Raw genomic sequence first — 12,529 nt, forward strand, 5'->3', positions numbered from 1 at the left:
CCGGCGATCACTTCAGCAGGGCGAAGCGACCGCTGCGCCCGCCCGGATCCATGCGCACCTGGGCCACGAAGAACTGGCTCTGGATCACCTCACCCTCCGGGGTGAAGCGGATCTCCCCCAGGGGGGTGGCGTAGGTGCCGGCCAGGATCTCCTCCATCAGGGCCTTGCGCGCCGCCGTCAGGGTGGCGCCTTTCAGGGGCTGGCGTTTGTCCAGTCGCACCAGGGCGTCGCCGATCACCTGCAGGGCCGTGTAGGCCTGGGCCGTGAGCTGGGGCGGGATGGCGCCGCCCTTGGCCGCCTGGAAGGCCTTGAGGAAGGCCGTGTTGGCGGGGGTGTCGAGTTCGGGGCTGTAGGCCTGGGCGATCAGCAGACCGTCGCAGTACTTCTGGCAGATCGGATAGATGTTGGGGGTGTTCATGCCGTTGCCGGCCACGATCAGGCCCTTGTAACCCAGCTCCCGCAGCTGGCGGATCAGGTTGCCGCCGTCCACCGCCTGGAGCGACAGCACGATCAGGTCGGGCTTCTCCCGCAGGGCCGCGCTGATCTGGTTCTGGAAGTCCTGGTCGTTGAGCTGGGTGCGCTGCACCGTCACCGGATCGAGGCCCTTGTCCTTGAGGGCCTTCTGGAAGATGGTGGTCTCGGCGGTGCTGTAGGCGTCGTCCTGGGCGTAGAACACCGCCGCCCGCTTCAGGCCCGGCTTGATCTTCAGGGCCCGCTCGATGGCCAGGGGTGCGATCACCGAGCTCTGGGCCGAGACCCGGCTGATGAAGAAACCGATCTCCGGGATGCCGGTGGCGGTGTTGGAGGGGGCCACCACCGGCACGCCGCGGCGCTGGGCGATCGGGTCGGCGGAGAAGGCCTGCTGGGAGAGGGTGGGGCCGATCAGGGCCAGCACGCCCCGGTTGATCTGCAGGGTGAAGGCTGCGTTGGCCCCCGGTTCGTCGCTGCCGCTGTCCTCCAGCGCCAGCTTCAGGGGGTTGCCGTTGATGCCGCCGGCACCGTTGCGGTGCTGCAGCGCCAGCTCCAGGCCGATCTTCTGGTCCTGGCCGTAGACGTTGGCGTTGCCCGTCAGGGCCAGCACCGCCCCCACCGGCACGCCGCCGGCCACGTCGACGCGCTTGCTGCCGGGGTCAGCGGCGCAGCCCGCCAGCAGGGTCAGGGTCAGCAGCCCGGTGCCGACCCCCAGGAGACGACCGACGCTCACGCCAGCGACAGGAAGACGTCGCGGAAGGCGTCGATGGTGGCGTCGATGTCGGCGTCGCTGTGGGCCAGGGAGGTGAAGCCGGCCTCGAAGGCGCTCGGTGCCAGGTAGACGCCGCGCTCGAGCATGCCGCGGTGGAGGCGGCCGAAGCGGACCGTGTCGGCGGCCTTGGCCTGCTCGAAGTTGTGCACCGGCCCCTCGCAGAGGAAGAAGCCGAACATGGCGCTGATGCTGCCGCCGCAGAAGGGGATGCCCGCCTCGGCGGCGGCGGCGCGGATGCCGTCGATGAGCCGTTTGGTGATCGTCTCCAGCCGCTCGTAGGTGCCGGGCTGGCTGAGCAGCTGCAGGGTCTTGATGCCGGCGGTCATGGCCAGGGGATTGCCGCTCAGGGTGCCCGCCTGATACATGGGGCCGGCGGGGGCCACCATCGCCATGATGTCGGCCCGGCCGCCGTAGGCCCCCACCGGCAGGCCGCCGCCGATCACCTTGCCCATGGTGGTGAGGTCCGGGGTGACGCCGAAGCGGGCCTGGGCGCCGCCGTAGCTGATGCGGAAGCCGGTCATGACTTCGTCGAACACCAGCAGGGCGCCGTTCTCCTTGGTCAGTTCGCGCAGGCCTTCGAGGAAGCCGGGCTCGGGGGTGATGAAGCCCGCATTGCCCACCACCGGCTCCAGGATCACCCCGGCGATCTCACCGGGGTTGTTGGCGAACAGCTGCTTGACCGACTCCAGGCAGTTGTAGGGGGCGGTGAGGGTGCCGGCGGTGACGGCGCGGGGCACACCGGGGGAGTCGGGCAGGCCGAGGGTGGCCACCCCGGAGCCCGCCTTCACCAGGAACATGTCGGCGTGGCCGTGGTAGCAGCCCTCGAACTTGATCACCTTCTCCCGGCCGGTGAAGGCGCGCATCAGCCGCAGCACCGCCATGCAGGCCTCGGTGCCGGAGTTCACGAAGCGCACCATCTCCACCGACGGCACGGCGGCGATGACCAGTTCGGCCAGCTCGTTTTCGAGCACGCAGGGGGCGCCGAAGCTGGTGCCCTTCTCCAGGGCCTGGTGGAGGGCGGCGATCACCTCCGGGTGGCTGTGGCCGCAGATGGCGGGCCCCCAGCTGCCGACGTAGTCGATGTAGCGGTTGCCGTCGACGTCCCAGGCGTAGGCCCCCTTGACGCGGTCGAAGACGATCGGCTGGCCGCCCACCGACTTGAAGGCCCGCACGGGGGAACTGACGCCCCCGGGCATCAGGGTCTGGGCGGCGGCGAAGATCTCCTCGGATCGGGTGGTGAGGAGGGAAGGGGCCGAGGCGGGCGCTGAAGGGGTGGCCGAACTCAAGGCGGGATCCGCGGAAGGTGGACGCATTCGTTTCCCATCCTGACCCAGAAGGGTGCCGGGGTGCCGGGCGTCGGTAAGTTCGGAAGCAATGGCACCCCCTTCACCGGCCCACCGGACCCCTTCCGTGACGATCGACTGGGCCGCGATGGAGCGTGACTGCCGCGCCCTGCTGCCGGCGCGGGCCGTGGTGGCGGCGCCCCAGGAGCTGCTGGCCTACGACTGCGACGGACTCACCCTGCACCGGGCCCAGCCCCCGCTGGTGGTGCTTCCGGAAACCACCGAGCAGGTGGCCGCCATCCTGCGGCTCTGCCACCGCCGCGGCGTGCCCTTCCTGGCCCGCGGCAGCGGCACCGGCCTCTCGGGCGGCGCCCTGGCGGAGAACGGAGCGCTGGTGATCGCCACCACCCGCATGCGCTCGATCCTGGATATCGATCTGGCCAACCGGCGCATCACCGTCCAGCCGGGGGTGATCAACGGCTGGGTCACCCGGGCGGTGGCCGGCGACGGGTTCTACTACGCCCCGGATCCCTCCAGCCAGGTGGTCTGCTCGATCGGCGGCAACGTGGCCGAGAACTCCGGCGGCGTGCACTGCCTCAAGTACGGCGTCACCAGCAACCACGTGCTGGAGATGGAGGTGGTGCTCCCCGACGGCACGGTCACCACCCTGGGCAGCGGCCTGGCCGAGACCCCCGAGCTGGACCTGCGCGGGGTGTTCATCGGCAGCGAGGGCACCCTCGGCATCGCCACCGCCATCACCCTGCGGCTGCTGCGGGCGCCCCAGAGCGTGGCGGTGCTGCTGGCCGATTTCACCGCCATGGAGGCCGCCGGTGAGGCGGTGCGTCTGGTGACGGCGGCCGGTGTGCTGCCCGCCGGGATGGAGATCATGGACAACTTCACGATCAACGCCGTCGACGATCTGTTCGGCCGCGATGAGTACCCCCGCGATGCGGCCGCCGTGCTGCTGATCGAACTGGACGGCCAGGAGCGGGAGGTGACGGCCGCCGTGGAGATCGCCGGTGAGCTCTGCCGCCAGGCCGGGGCCCGCACGATCCGGCGCGCCTCCAGCGAGGCCGACCGCGCCCTGCTGTGGAAGGGGCGCAAGTCCGCCTTCGCCGCCGTCGGCCGCATCACCCCCACCTATTACGTGCAGGACGGCGTCGTGCCCCGCAGCGCCCTGCCCGGGGTGCTGGCGGCGATCGAGGAGCTCAGCCGCCGCTACGACCTGCCGGTGGCCAACGTCTTCCATGCCGGCGACGGCAATCTCCACCCCCTGATCCTGTACCGGGCCGATGAGCCCGGCGTGACCGACCGGGTGCAGGCACTGGGGGCCGACATCCTGCGCCTCTGCATCGACGCGGGCGGCAGCATCACCGGCGAGCACGGGGTGGGCAGCGACAAGCGCTGCTACCTCGACTGGATGTTCGCCCCCGACGACCTGGCCACCATGCGCCTGGTGCGCGAGGCCTTCGACCCGGCGGGCCTGGCCAACCCCGGCAAGATCTTCCCCACCCCGCGCAGCTGCGGCGAATCGGCCCGGCGCCAGGCGTCGTCCCTCACCGTGCATCTCGATGCCCTCCCCGCCGGTGGCGTGGAGTCGCCGAGCCTGGAGCCCCTCGACGTCTTCTGAGCGGGGCGGCGGACCTACGTTGCAGGGCACTCCGCCTCCCCCAATCCATGAAGATCCGTCGGATAGCCAGCCTGGGTGTGGCGGCCGTGCTGGCTGCTGCCACCCCCGCCCAGGCCCAGTCCCCGGTCGTCAACCTGGTGGCCAAGAAGGTGATCGAGCGCTATCAGAAATCCAGCTGCGAGCAGCTCTGGGCCGCCCGCAGCGAGCGGCGTGGGTCCCAGGAGCAGCGCGTGCTCGACATGCTCAACGACGATCCCCAGCTGCGTCAGGGCTTCATCGACCAGGTCGCCGGCCCGGTGGTGAACAAGCTGTTCGTCTGCGGGATGATCCCCTGATCGCCGGCTTCAGCCGCCCCCACTGAGCCACCAGCGCCCCAGGCCCACCGCGGTGGCGGCGCCGATCACGGGCAGGGCCCCCAGTCCCCGGCCCAGCAGCACCACCGCCGCCAGCAGCACCAGCACGGCGCCGCCGTCGAGTCTGCCGCCGGGGGCCAGGGCCGGTCCGGCCAGGTAGAGCGCCAGGCTCAGGATCACCCCCACCACGGCGGCGGTGATGGCGGTGAGGGGGGCGCCGACGCGCAGGTCCTCGCGGCTCGCCTCCACCAGGGGGCCGCCGGCCAGGATGAACAGGAAGGAGGGCAGAAAGGTGAACCACACCACCACCAGGGCGGCCGCCACGCCGGCCGACAGGGTGCCGCTGCCGTTCCAGCCGCCCATGAAGCCCACGAAGGCCACCACCATGATCAGGGGCCCCGGTGTGGTCTCGCCCAGGGCCAGGCCGTCCACCATCTGGGCGGCGTCCAGCCAGCCGTAGGTGTCCACCGCCCCCTGGGCCACAAAGGGGAGCACCGCATAGGCGCCCCCGAAACTGACCAGGGCCACCTTGGTGAAGAACCGGGCCATGGTGGCCAGCTGGCCGTCCCAGCCCCCCGCCAGCGTCAGCAGGGTCAGGGGCAGGCCGAGGGCCACCCCGCCCCCGAGCAGCGTGAGGGCGAGGCGGCGCCAGTGGAAGCGGGCGTGGGTGGGGGTGGGGGTGTCGTCGCCGTGGAGGGCAGCCTCCGGTGGGGTGGCGTCCCCGAGCGCGCCGGGGGCATGGGGTGAGCGGCCCCGGAACAGGGCCGGCTGCAGCCGACCGCCGATCCAACCCACCAGGGCCGTGGCGATGATCAGGGCGGGGTAGGGCACCCGGCCCACGGCCAGGGCCAGACAGGCCGCCGCCGCGATCAGCACCAGGGCGGGGTTGTGCAGCGTGCGCCGCCCCAGCCGCCAGGCGGCCTGGAGGACGATCCCGAGCACCGCCGGCTTGAGGGCCCAGAACACCGCCGCCAGCAAAGGCAGCTGGCCCCAGAGGGCGTAGATCGCCGAAAGGCTCAGCAGCACCACCACCGAGGGCAGCAGGAACAGGCCGCCGGCGATCAGGGCGCCGCCCAGACCGTGCATCAGCCAGCCCAGGTAGGTGGCCAGCTGGGTGGCCTCCGGCCCCGGCAGCAGCATGCAGTAGTTCAGCGCGTGCAGAAAGCGCCGCTCCGACAGCCAGCGCCGGCGCTCCACCAGTTCGGCATGGAGCAGGGCGATCTGGCCGGCCGGCCCGCCGAAGCTGACCAGTCCCAGCCGCAGCCAGAAGCGGGCGGCGGTGGCGAGGCTGAACGGATCCTTCAGCACCGATCGGCACCGCGAAGGCTCACAACGTAGTCAGCGGGATATCCCCGGCGTCACTGAGCGGATGTGTTTCCACTTACATCCCGCCCATCGATGGGCAGCAGGATGGAGGGAAAGGTTTGGCGATGGCAGGGAGCGATGGTCCCAGCGAGAGGACTGACGAAAGGGCTGGTGTAAGGGCTGGTGAACAGACTGGCGAAAGGAAGCTGCAGAACCCGCCGGCCGAGCCAGTCCGTGGGGGCTCCTTCTTCAGTCCGTGGACGAACTGGCGGGCCTGGATGGTGATGCTGGCGGGTGTGCTGGTTGGCCAGGTGATCGGCTTCTCCCCCCAGTTGTTCGTCCTCATCGCGGCGTTCTGTCTGCTTTGCGGCTGGCTGTTCGATCGATGATCCAGGCCCACATCACGCTGTGGTTCGAGTGACGTTCCCCTCGGTCGATTGTCGGTAGGACGATGTTGTCGCTGATCACAATTCGTGTCACAGTCATTCTTCTCACAGGGTTCTCCTGAGGCCCCTGTCGTTCACCCCCAGAGCCTCCCTCCGGTGCCCAACAACTTCGGCCCGACCCTGCTGCTGGCCCTGGGTCTGCTGACGGCCCCACTGCTGATCGGGGTGCCACTGCTTGTCCTGGGCCTGGCCCTGCTGCGCTCGGCCGATGGAAACCCGGCGCTGCCGTCCCTCTCCCGCTCGCTGGCCCGCTGGCGTCAGGCCAGCGACTGGCGCAGGATCGACGCCAGCTGATCCTGTTCCGTCAGGAAGCCGTCGTGGCCGTGGTGGCTGTCGATCGCGCTGAAGCGGACGGGCCCACCGATCGCCCGGGCCAGCTCCCGCTGGCTGTGGGGCGGGAAGAGCCGGTCGGAGCTCACCGACACCACGAGGGCGGGGACGCTGATCCGGGCCAGGGCCGCGGCCACCCCGCCGCGCCCGCGGCCCACGTCATGGCCGGCCATGGCCTGGGTGAGAACGAGGTAGCTGTTGGCATCGAAGCGCTCCACAAACCCGCCACCTTCCTCGACGCCCCCGCTCTCGGCGCCTCCTTCCTCGATGCCCCCGTAGGTGAGCCGGGCGATGGTCCGGGCCCGGGCCAGTCCCGTCCGGGGCCCGCCGCCGGGATGGTCGTAGTAGTCGCCGCCCAGGAAGGCCGGATCCCGCTGGATGGCGTCGATCTGGCTGCGGTGGCAGGCGTTGGTCCGCTCGGAGCAGCGGGCTGTCGTGGCCAGCAGCACCAGCCGCTCCAGCCGCCCGGGATGGGCGATCGCCCATTCCATGGCGCGCATGCCGCCCATGGAGCCCCCGATCACCGCCCGCCACCGCCGGATCTGGAGCCTGTCGCTGAAGGCCACCTCCGCCTCCACCTGATCGCGGATCGTGAGGGCGGGGAACCGACTCCCCCAAGGCCTGCCGTCGGGGGCCGGGCTGCCGGGGCCGGTGCTGCCCTGGCAGCCCCCCAGCACGTTCGGGCAGACCACGAAGAACCGGTCGGTGTCGATCGCCCGGCCCGGGCCGATCAGCCCATCCCACCAGCCACGGCTGGGGTGGCCGGGGCCCGCCGGACCGGCGGCGTGGCTGTCGCCGCTGAATCCATGCAGGAGCAGCACCCCGTTGCTGCGGGCGGCATCGGGCCGCCCCCAGCTCTCATGGGCCATGGTGATCGGCCCTAGGGTCTCCCCGGATTCCAGCCGCAACGGCTGCTCGCCGAACAGCTCGAGGACCTGCCGATGGACGGCGCGAGGGGTCGTTCGGGTGGTCGTCAAGGTCAGGCCTCCTGCGGCGAGGCCGGGCGGAGCAGGCGGCTCGGGCGGAGCCCCGGGATCCCCCGGAAGAGCTGGGGCCACCCCTGACGTTGCCGTCCGGTCACGGGCAGGTGCTGGTGTTGCCAGGCCCCGAAGCCGCCGGCGAGATGGCGGATGCGGCGGGCATGGCCCAGCGCCTGGAGATGGTCGATCGTCGATGCCGAATGCTGGGTGCTGTCGCCCACCAGGATCAGGTCACCGTCGGGGAGCTCGCCGCTGATCAGCCAGCCGCTGGGAATGTTGTGACTCCCGGGAACATGGCTGTGGCGATAGCGGCTCCTGGGGCGAAGATCGATGATCACTTCCGGTGCATCCGGGCCGTTGGGGCCTGAGCCGGCCAGCAGGCGCAGGAGTTGCCGGGGGGAGAGGAGATCACCGGAATGGCCTGTGGATTCTGCTTTTTGGAGGGCGGTTGCCATGGAGATCCTTGCTGCGGTGCCCCAATCTTCAGGCCCGAAGGTCTTAACTACGGTAATCCGGGCAACAAACCGTTGAAAACAGGCTTTCCGCCAGGGCGCCACCCATGAAAAAGGATCCTGCTGTTCGGCAGGATTCCTGAAGTCCCTTACTCGCACTCCTTCGTGGTTGTGAACACATGGCCGAAGGCCTGAACGCACAGGCTGCTCCCCTGATGCAGGCCATGCTGCAGGCGAAAAGGACTCTGCCTCCGTTCTGCATGGGCTATCACCACGACCACGATGGGTTCCGGGAGCGTCAGGACTCCCTCTGCGATCGGGAGTACCTCACACGCGCCAAGCGCCAGGATCTTCAGCCCCTGGAGGTGCGCCGTCTGCTCTGGGAGGGAGCCACCCTGGTGCAACGAAAGCATCCGCTCAGTGATCCCCTCCAGGGAGCCGTCCAGCTGGAGGCGGACATGGAGCCGGATCGGATCCGCGCCCTGCTGCCCGACGTGGCCTGGCCCCTGCTTTGTCTCGGACGGGGCAGTGGCGGCTCGATGCAGGCGTCAGCCGTTCAGCTGGCGGAGGACCTGCTCGACCTGGGTTACCGCCACGTGTTCTGCCTGGCTTAGGGGATGGGGGCGACAGGCGCTCCAGGGGGCTGGTGCCGCACCACTTCACCCCCCACCAGCAGGACGGCCTCGCCGGCCTGAAGCGCCAGCCATTCCTCATCCCTGGTCAGCGGTTCGGTGCTGACGATCGTCACGACGTCGTCGACGCCGGCCAGCTCGGAGAAGTCGACGCTCAGGTCGTCATCGGCCAGGGTGGCCCGGCCGAACGGGGCCCGGCGGGTGATGCGGTGCAGGCGGCTGCTGGCGTGGGCGAACAGCCAGCTGCCGTTGCTGATCAGACAGTTGAAGGTGCCCTGCTGTTCCAGCTGCCGGGAGCACTGCACCAGCGTGCCGAAGATGGCGTCCAGGTCCGCCGGATCGGCACCGGCGGCGTTCAGTTGCTCCAGGATCCAGCAGAAGGCCACTTCGCTGTCGGTGGATCCCTCCGGAACGAACAGCTGCGTCCGCGGCAGAGGCCCCAGCAGGTTGCCGTTGTGGGCGAACACCCATTCCCGCCCTTGCCAGCGCCGGTGGAAGGGGTGGCAGTTCTCCAGGGCCACCACCCCCTGGGTCGCCTTGCGGATGTGGGCGATCGAGCAGTGGGAGCGCAGATCCAGGCTGGCCACCTGGGCGGCGATCGGCGAGAAGGCGGCCGGGGCGTCCTCCCGGTACAGATGCACCCCGCGGCCATCGGGGTCGAAGCTGGCCACCCCCCAGCCATCCCCGTGGCAGCCGGTGGCGCCCCCCCGGCGGGTGAGGCCATGGAAGGAGAAGCGCATGTCGGTGGGGGTGTTGGCGCTGAGGGCCAGCAGTTCACACATCACCCGAGGTCCACCGAGGCCCCCATTGTCCCCGTCCCGGCGACTGTGGATCAGCGGGAGCTGCTGAACAGCTGGTCCCAGACCCCGTCCTTGCCGAAGAAGGTGTCATTGATCTGCTTCCAGCCGCCGAAGTCGCCGGCCGAGAACAGCTGCTTCACCGGCGCGAAGCGGCCCTTCACCCGGCTCCAGACCCCGGGGCTGACCGGACGGAAGCCCTCCTCGGCGAAGATCTCCTGGGCCGGCTCGCTTTGGAGATAGGTGGCCAGGGCCTCGGCGGCCTTGCGGGTGCCCTTGCGATCCACGTTGCGGTCGATGACGGTCACCGGGCCCTCGATGCGGATGTTGACCTCGGGCACGATGAAGGGGGCTTTGAGGTCGCCGCTGCGCTTGGCGAGGATCGCCTCGTTCTCGTAGTTCAGCAGCACGTCGCCCTGGCCGCGTTTGAGGAACACGTCACTGGCTTCGCGGGCGTCCTTGGGCAGGTTCTCCACGTTGCGGTAGACCGAACTGACGTAGGCCTTGGCCTGGGCCTCGCTGCCGCCGGTCTGGCTGATCGAGCCCCATAGCCCCAGGAAGTTCCAGCGGGCACCACCGGAGGTCTTGGGATTGGCCGTCACCACGGTGACGTCGGGCTTGGCCAGGTCGGCCCAGGTCCGGACCCCTTTGGGGTTGCCGTCGCGGGTGATGAAGGCCACCACCGAATGGGTGATGATCGCGCCGCCGGGCAGGTCCTTTTCCCAGCCCGGCTGCACCAGGCCCGCTTCCTGGAGCTTGAGCACGTCACCGGCCAGGGCGAGGGTGGCCACGTCGGCATCGAGCCCGTCGATGATCGCCCGGGTCTGGGAGCCGGAGCCGCCGTAGCTGGTCTTGACGTTGATGGCCTGGCCGGTTCTGGCCTTCCAGTCGGCTTCGAACTTGGGCAGGATCCGGTCGTAGGCCCCCTTGGTCACGGCGTAGCTCACCAGCAGCAGCTCCTGGGGAGCGCCGCCGGCATCGGCATCGGCACCGGCACCGCCGCCACCCTCGGGCCGGGGGCTGCAGCTGGTCAGGGTCAGGCCCCCCAGCAGGAGGCCGGTGATGGCGAGGGGGGCGGCGGAGCGGGCGAAGGGGGAAACCACGGTTCACTGATCGACAATCCGGCAGAGCATACACCGGTATCCCGATCGGCTATCCAGTCCCCCTTTGCCCGTGGCCGGCCCCCTCCCTCCCCCTCTGGTCTGCGGCTCCCCCGCTCAGGGGGCCTGCTGCTGGCTCAGCGGGACTTCGAGAAGATCGAATCCCAGAGCCCTCCCTTGCCGAAGAAGCGCTTGTTGATGGTGTCCCAGCCGCCGAAGTCCCGGGCGGTGAACAGCTTCGAGACCGGAGCGAATCGGGATCTCGTCTCGGCCTTCACCTTGGCGTTGACGGGTCGGAATCCCTCCTCGGCAAAGGCCCGCTGGGCCGGTTCGCTGTACAGGTACCTGGCGAAAGCCTCGGCCACCCGGCGGGTTCCCTTGCGGTCCACGTTCCTGTCGACCACGGCGATCGGCCCCTCGATCAGGATGTTGGTGGTGGGCACGATGTAGGGGGTTTTCCAGGTGCCGCTCTTCCTGGCCAGGATCGCCTCGTTCTCATAGTTCAGCAGCACATCACCCTGGTTGCGTTTGACGAACACGTCGGTCGCCTCGCGTGCATCCTTGGGCAGGGTGTCCACGTTGCGGTACACGTTGGTCACGAAGGCGCGGGCCTTGGCCTCATTGCCGCCGGTCTCCGTCACCGAACCCCACAGGCCCAGGAAGTTCCAGCGGGCGCCGCCGGAGGTTTTGGGATTGGCGGTGATCACCTCCACGTTCTTGTTGTCGAGATCGTTCCAGGTGCGGATCTTCTTCGGGTTGCCGGGACGCACGAAGAAGGCGACCACCGAGTTGGTGATGATGCTGTTGTTGGGGTTCTCCTTCTCCCAGCCGGGACGGATCAGGCCCGCCTCCTCGAGCTTCAGGGTGTCGGCCGTCAGGGCCAGGCCCACCACATCCGCCGCCAGGCCGTCAATCACCGCCCGGGTCTGGGAGCCGGAGCCGCCGTAGCTGGTGCGGACGACGACGGTCTGGCCGGTCCGCTTCTTCCAGTCGGCCGTGAACCGGGGAATGATCTTGTCGTAGGCCGCCTTGGTGACGGCATAGGACACGAGCAGCAGTTCCTGCCGTGGCGCCGGTTGCTGGGCCTGGGCGTTCAGGGGCAGCAGGGTGCCGGAACCCCCCAGGGCGACGGCGACGGCCAGGGGGGCGGCCACCAGGCCGGGATGCCAGGGGCGGCGAGCGGCTGGCGGGACCGGCGAGGAGAAGGGATGAAGCACGGTTGTCCGATGGGTGAACTGGTGAAACCTATCCGTAGCGCCGCCGCGGCGATGTAGGGCGGATGACATCCCCCCGGTGCCTGGCCGTTGGCTGGTCCGGGGGTGGTGGCTGCCACAATCCCCGTAAGACAACCGTGGATTCCCTTGGCCTTCAGCGCGAAAACCGGATACGGCCTCGTCTCGCTCATGGAGCTGGCCGCCATCCATTCCCGCGGCGGCGTGCTGCAGGTGGCGGAGATCGCCCAGCGCCAGGGCATCCCTGACCGCTACCTGGAGCAGATGCTCGCCAGCCTGCGCCGGGGCCAGATCCTGCGCAGCATCCGCGGGCCGAAGGGGGGCTACCAGCTGGCCCGGCCGCCGGCCGAGATCCGTGTCGATGACATCGTCAGTTGTCTGGAGGGGGATGTCTCGCCCCGCGCCGGCGGCGAGAGCGCCACCCCGGAATTCGAGGTGCTGGGCCGGCTGGAGGAACGGCTCGAAGAGGCGCGTCGCGCCATCCTCTCGGGCACCACCCTGCAGGACCTGCTGGACCAGCGGGATCACCTGGCCCAGGCCCAGGCGATGTACTTCATCTGAGCGGACCGGCCCTGACTCCGGTCGGACCGCGCCGGACCGTTAAATAGACCACATTGCCGATGGGGAATGTGAGGTATGGTTCTGGGGTCCCCGCAGGCTCCCCATGTGCTGTTGTCGGCGAATGCCTGTCGCCAGCCGAAGGCTGGCCGTCCGCTCTGCCCTGAACCCCCCCCCCCCAAAGCGTT

Annotated in this window: 13 protein-coding genes; 5 read left to right on the plus strand and 8 right to left on the minus strand. The window is 69.8% G+C overall.

Features of this window, described 5'->3' with window-relative positions; translation table 11 throughout:
* Nucleotides 1-7 precede the first annotated feature (7 nt).
* Nucleotides 8-1,204 carry an ABC transporter substrate-binding protein gene (locus tag KUG39_RS00420; RefSeq protein ID WP_216912007.1) on the minus strand — a complete coding sequence of 399 codons (1,197 nt, stop codon included), beginning with the start codon at nt 1,202-1,204 and terminating at the stop codon, nt 8-10.
* Entirely contained in the window at nt 1,201-2,529 is a 1,329-nt protein-coding gene (hemL, locus tag KUG39_RS00425) for a glutamate-1-semialdehyde 2,1-aminomutase (protein ID WP_254949112.1), read from the minus strand. The genes KUG39_RS00420 and hemL overlap by 4 nt, the downstream gene beginning before the upstream one ends.
* 145 nt (nt 2,530-2,674) lie before the next feature.
* On the opposite strand from hemL, the gene KUG39_RS00430 reads away from it, so the two are divergent.
* On the plus strand, nt 2,675-4,156 hold the full coding sequence (locus KUG39_RS00430) for an FAD-linked oxidase C-terminal domain-containing protein (protein ID WP_286192817.1): 1,482 nt from the start codon (nt 2,675-2,677) through the stop codon (nt 4,154-4,156).
* 47 nt (nt 4,157-4,203) lie between these two features.
* Nucleotides 4,204-4,491, plus strand: a complete 288-nt coding sequence (locus tag KUG39_RS00435; RefSeq protein ID WP_094583999.1) for a hypothetical protein — start codon at nt 4,204-4,206, stop codon at nt 4,489-4,491.
* 9 nt (nt 4,492-4,500) lie between these two features.
* On the opposite strand, the gene chrA is transcribed toward KUG39_RS00435, so the two are convergent.
* On the minus strand, nt 4,501-5,817 hold the full coding sequence (chrA, locus tag KUG39_RS00440; protein WP_353617295.1) for a chromate efflux transporter: 1,317 nt from the start codon (nt 5,815-5,817) through the stop codon (nt 4,501-4,503).
* Between the two features lie 539 nt (nt 5,818-6,356).
* Between chrA and KUG39_RS00445 the strand changes: the two genes are divergently transcribed.
* Nucleotides 6,357-6,554, plus strand: coding sequence for a hypothetical protein (locus KUG39_RS00445; protein ID WP_216912011.1), 198 nt, complete (start codon nt 6,357-6,359; stop codon nt 6,552-6,554).
* On the opposite strand, the gene KUG39_RS00450 is transcribed toward KUG39_RS00445, so the two are convergent.
* Together KUG39_RS00450 and KUG39_RS00455 are read right to left on the minus strand one after the other, a co-directional pair.
* On the minus strand, nt 6,518-7,567 hold the full coding sequence (locus KUG39_RS00450; protein WP_216912013.1) for a homoserine O-acetyltransferase family protein: 1,050 nt from the start codon (nt 7,565-7,567) through the stop codon (nt 6,518-6,520). The two genes, KUG39_RS00445 and KUG39_RS00450, sit on opposite strands and share 37 nt — an antisense overlap.
* A 2-nt stretch (nt 7,568-7,569) precedes the next feature.
* On the minus strand, nt 7,570-8,025 hold the full coding sequence (locus tag KUG39_RS00455; RefSeq protein WP_216912015.1) for a rhodanese-like domain-containing protein: 456 nt from the start codon (nt 8,023-8,025) through the stop codon (nt 7,570-7,572).
* Between the two features lie 176 nt (nt 8,026-8,201).
* Here KUG39_RS00455 and KUG39_RS00460 point away from each other — a divergent pair, with 176 nt between their 5' ends.
* A complete protein-coding gene (locus KUG39_RS00460) occupies nt 8,202-8,636 on the plus strand; it encodes a hypothetical protein (protein WP_216918176.1) in 435 nt (144 codons plus the stop codon).
* Here KUG39_RS00460 and KUG39_RS00465 read toward each other — a convergent pair.
* From KUG39_RS00465 to KUG39_RS00475, 3 genes are all read right to left on the minus strand, one after another.
* Nucleotides 8,633-9,436 carry a class II glutamine amidotransferase gene (locus KUG39_RS00465; protein WP_216912018.1) on the minus strand — a complete coding sequence of 268 codons (804 nt, stop codon included), beginning with the start codon at nt 9,434-9,436 and terminating at the stop codon, nt 8,633-8,635. The two genes, KUG39_RS00460 and KUG39_RS00465, sit on opposite strands and share 4 nt — an antisense overlap.
* Nucleotides 9,437-9,486: 50 nt before the next feature.
* Nucleotides 9,487-10,554 carry a sulfate ABC transporter substrate-binding protein gene (locus tag KUG39_RS00470; protein WP_353617296.1) on the minus strand — a complete coding sequence of 356 codons (1,068 nt, stop codon included), beginning with the start codon at nt 10,552-10,554 and terminating at the stop codon, nt 9,487-9,489.
* Nucleotides 10,555-10,688: 134 nt separating this feature from the next.
* Nucleotides 10,689-11,705, minus strand: a complete 1,017-nt coding sequence (locus KUG39_RS00475) for a sulfate ABC transporter substrate-binding protein (RefSeq protein ID WP_106222530.1) — start codon at nt 11,703-11,705, stop codon at nt 10,689-10,691.
* Nucleotides 11,706-11,912: 207 nt separating this feature from the next.
* On the opposite strand from KUG39_RS00475, the gene KUG39_RS00480 reads away from it, so the two are divergent.
* Nucleotides 11,913-12,344: an RrF2 family transcriptional regulator gene (locus KUG39_RS00480; RefSeq protein ID WP_216912019.1), complete on the plus strand. Its 432-nt coding sequence runs from the start codon at nt 11,913-11,915 to the stop codon at nt 12,342-12,344.
* Nucleotides 12,345-12,529: the final 185 nt, after the last annotated feature.

The organism is Synechococcus sp. CCAP 1479/10, from assembly GCF_019038515.1.
In the GTDB taxonomy this organism is placed as follows: Bacteria; Cyanobacteriota; Cyanobacteriia; order PCC-6307; family Cyanobiaceae; genus Cyanobium.

Bases quoted from the DNA above. Each gene is read 5' to 3' on its own strand.
- KUG39_RS00460 (WP_216918176.1), top strand. From the start codon at position 8,202: ATGGCCGAAGGCCTGAACGCACAGGCTGCTCCCCTGATGCAGGCCATG.
- KUG39_RS00435 (WP_094583999.1), top strand. From the start codon at position 4,204: ATGAAGATCCGTCGGATAGCCAGCCTGGGTGTGGCGGCCGTGCTGGCT.
- KUG39_RS00455 (WP_216912015.1), bottom strand. From the start codon at position 8,025: ATGGCAACCGCCCTCCAAAAAGCAGAATCCACAGGCCATTCCGGTGAT.
- KUG39_RS00465 (WP_216912018.1), bottom strand. From the start codon at position 9,436: ATGTGTGAACTGCTGGCCCTCAGCGCCAACACCCCCACCGACATGCGC.
- KUG39_RS00430 (WP_286192817.1), top strand. From the start codon at position 2,675: ATGGAGCGTGACTGCCGCGCCCTGCTGCCGGCGCGGGCCGTGGTGGCG.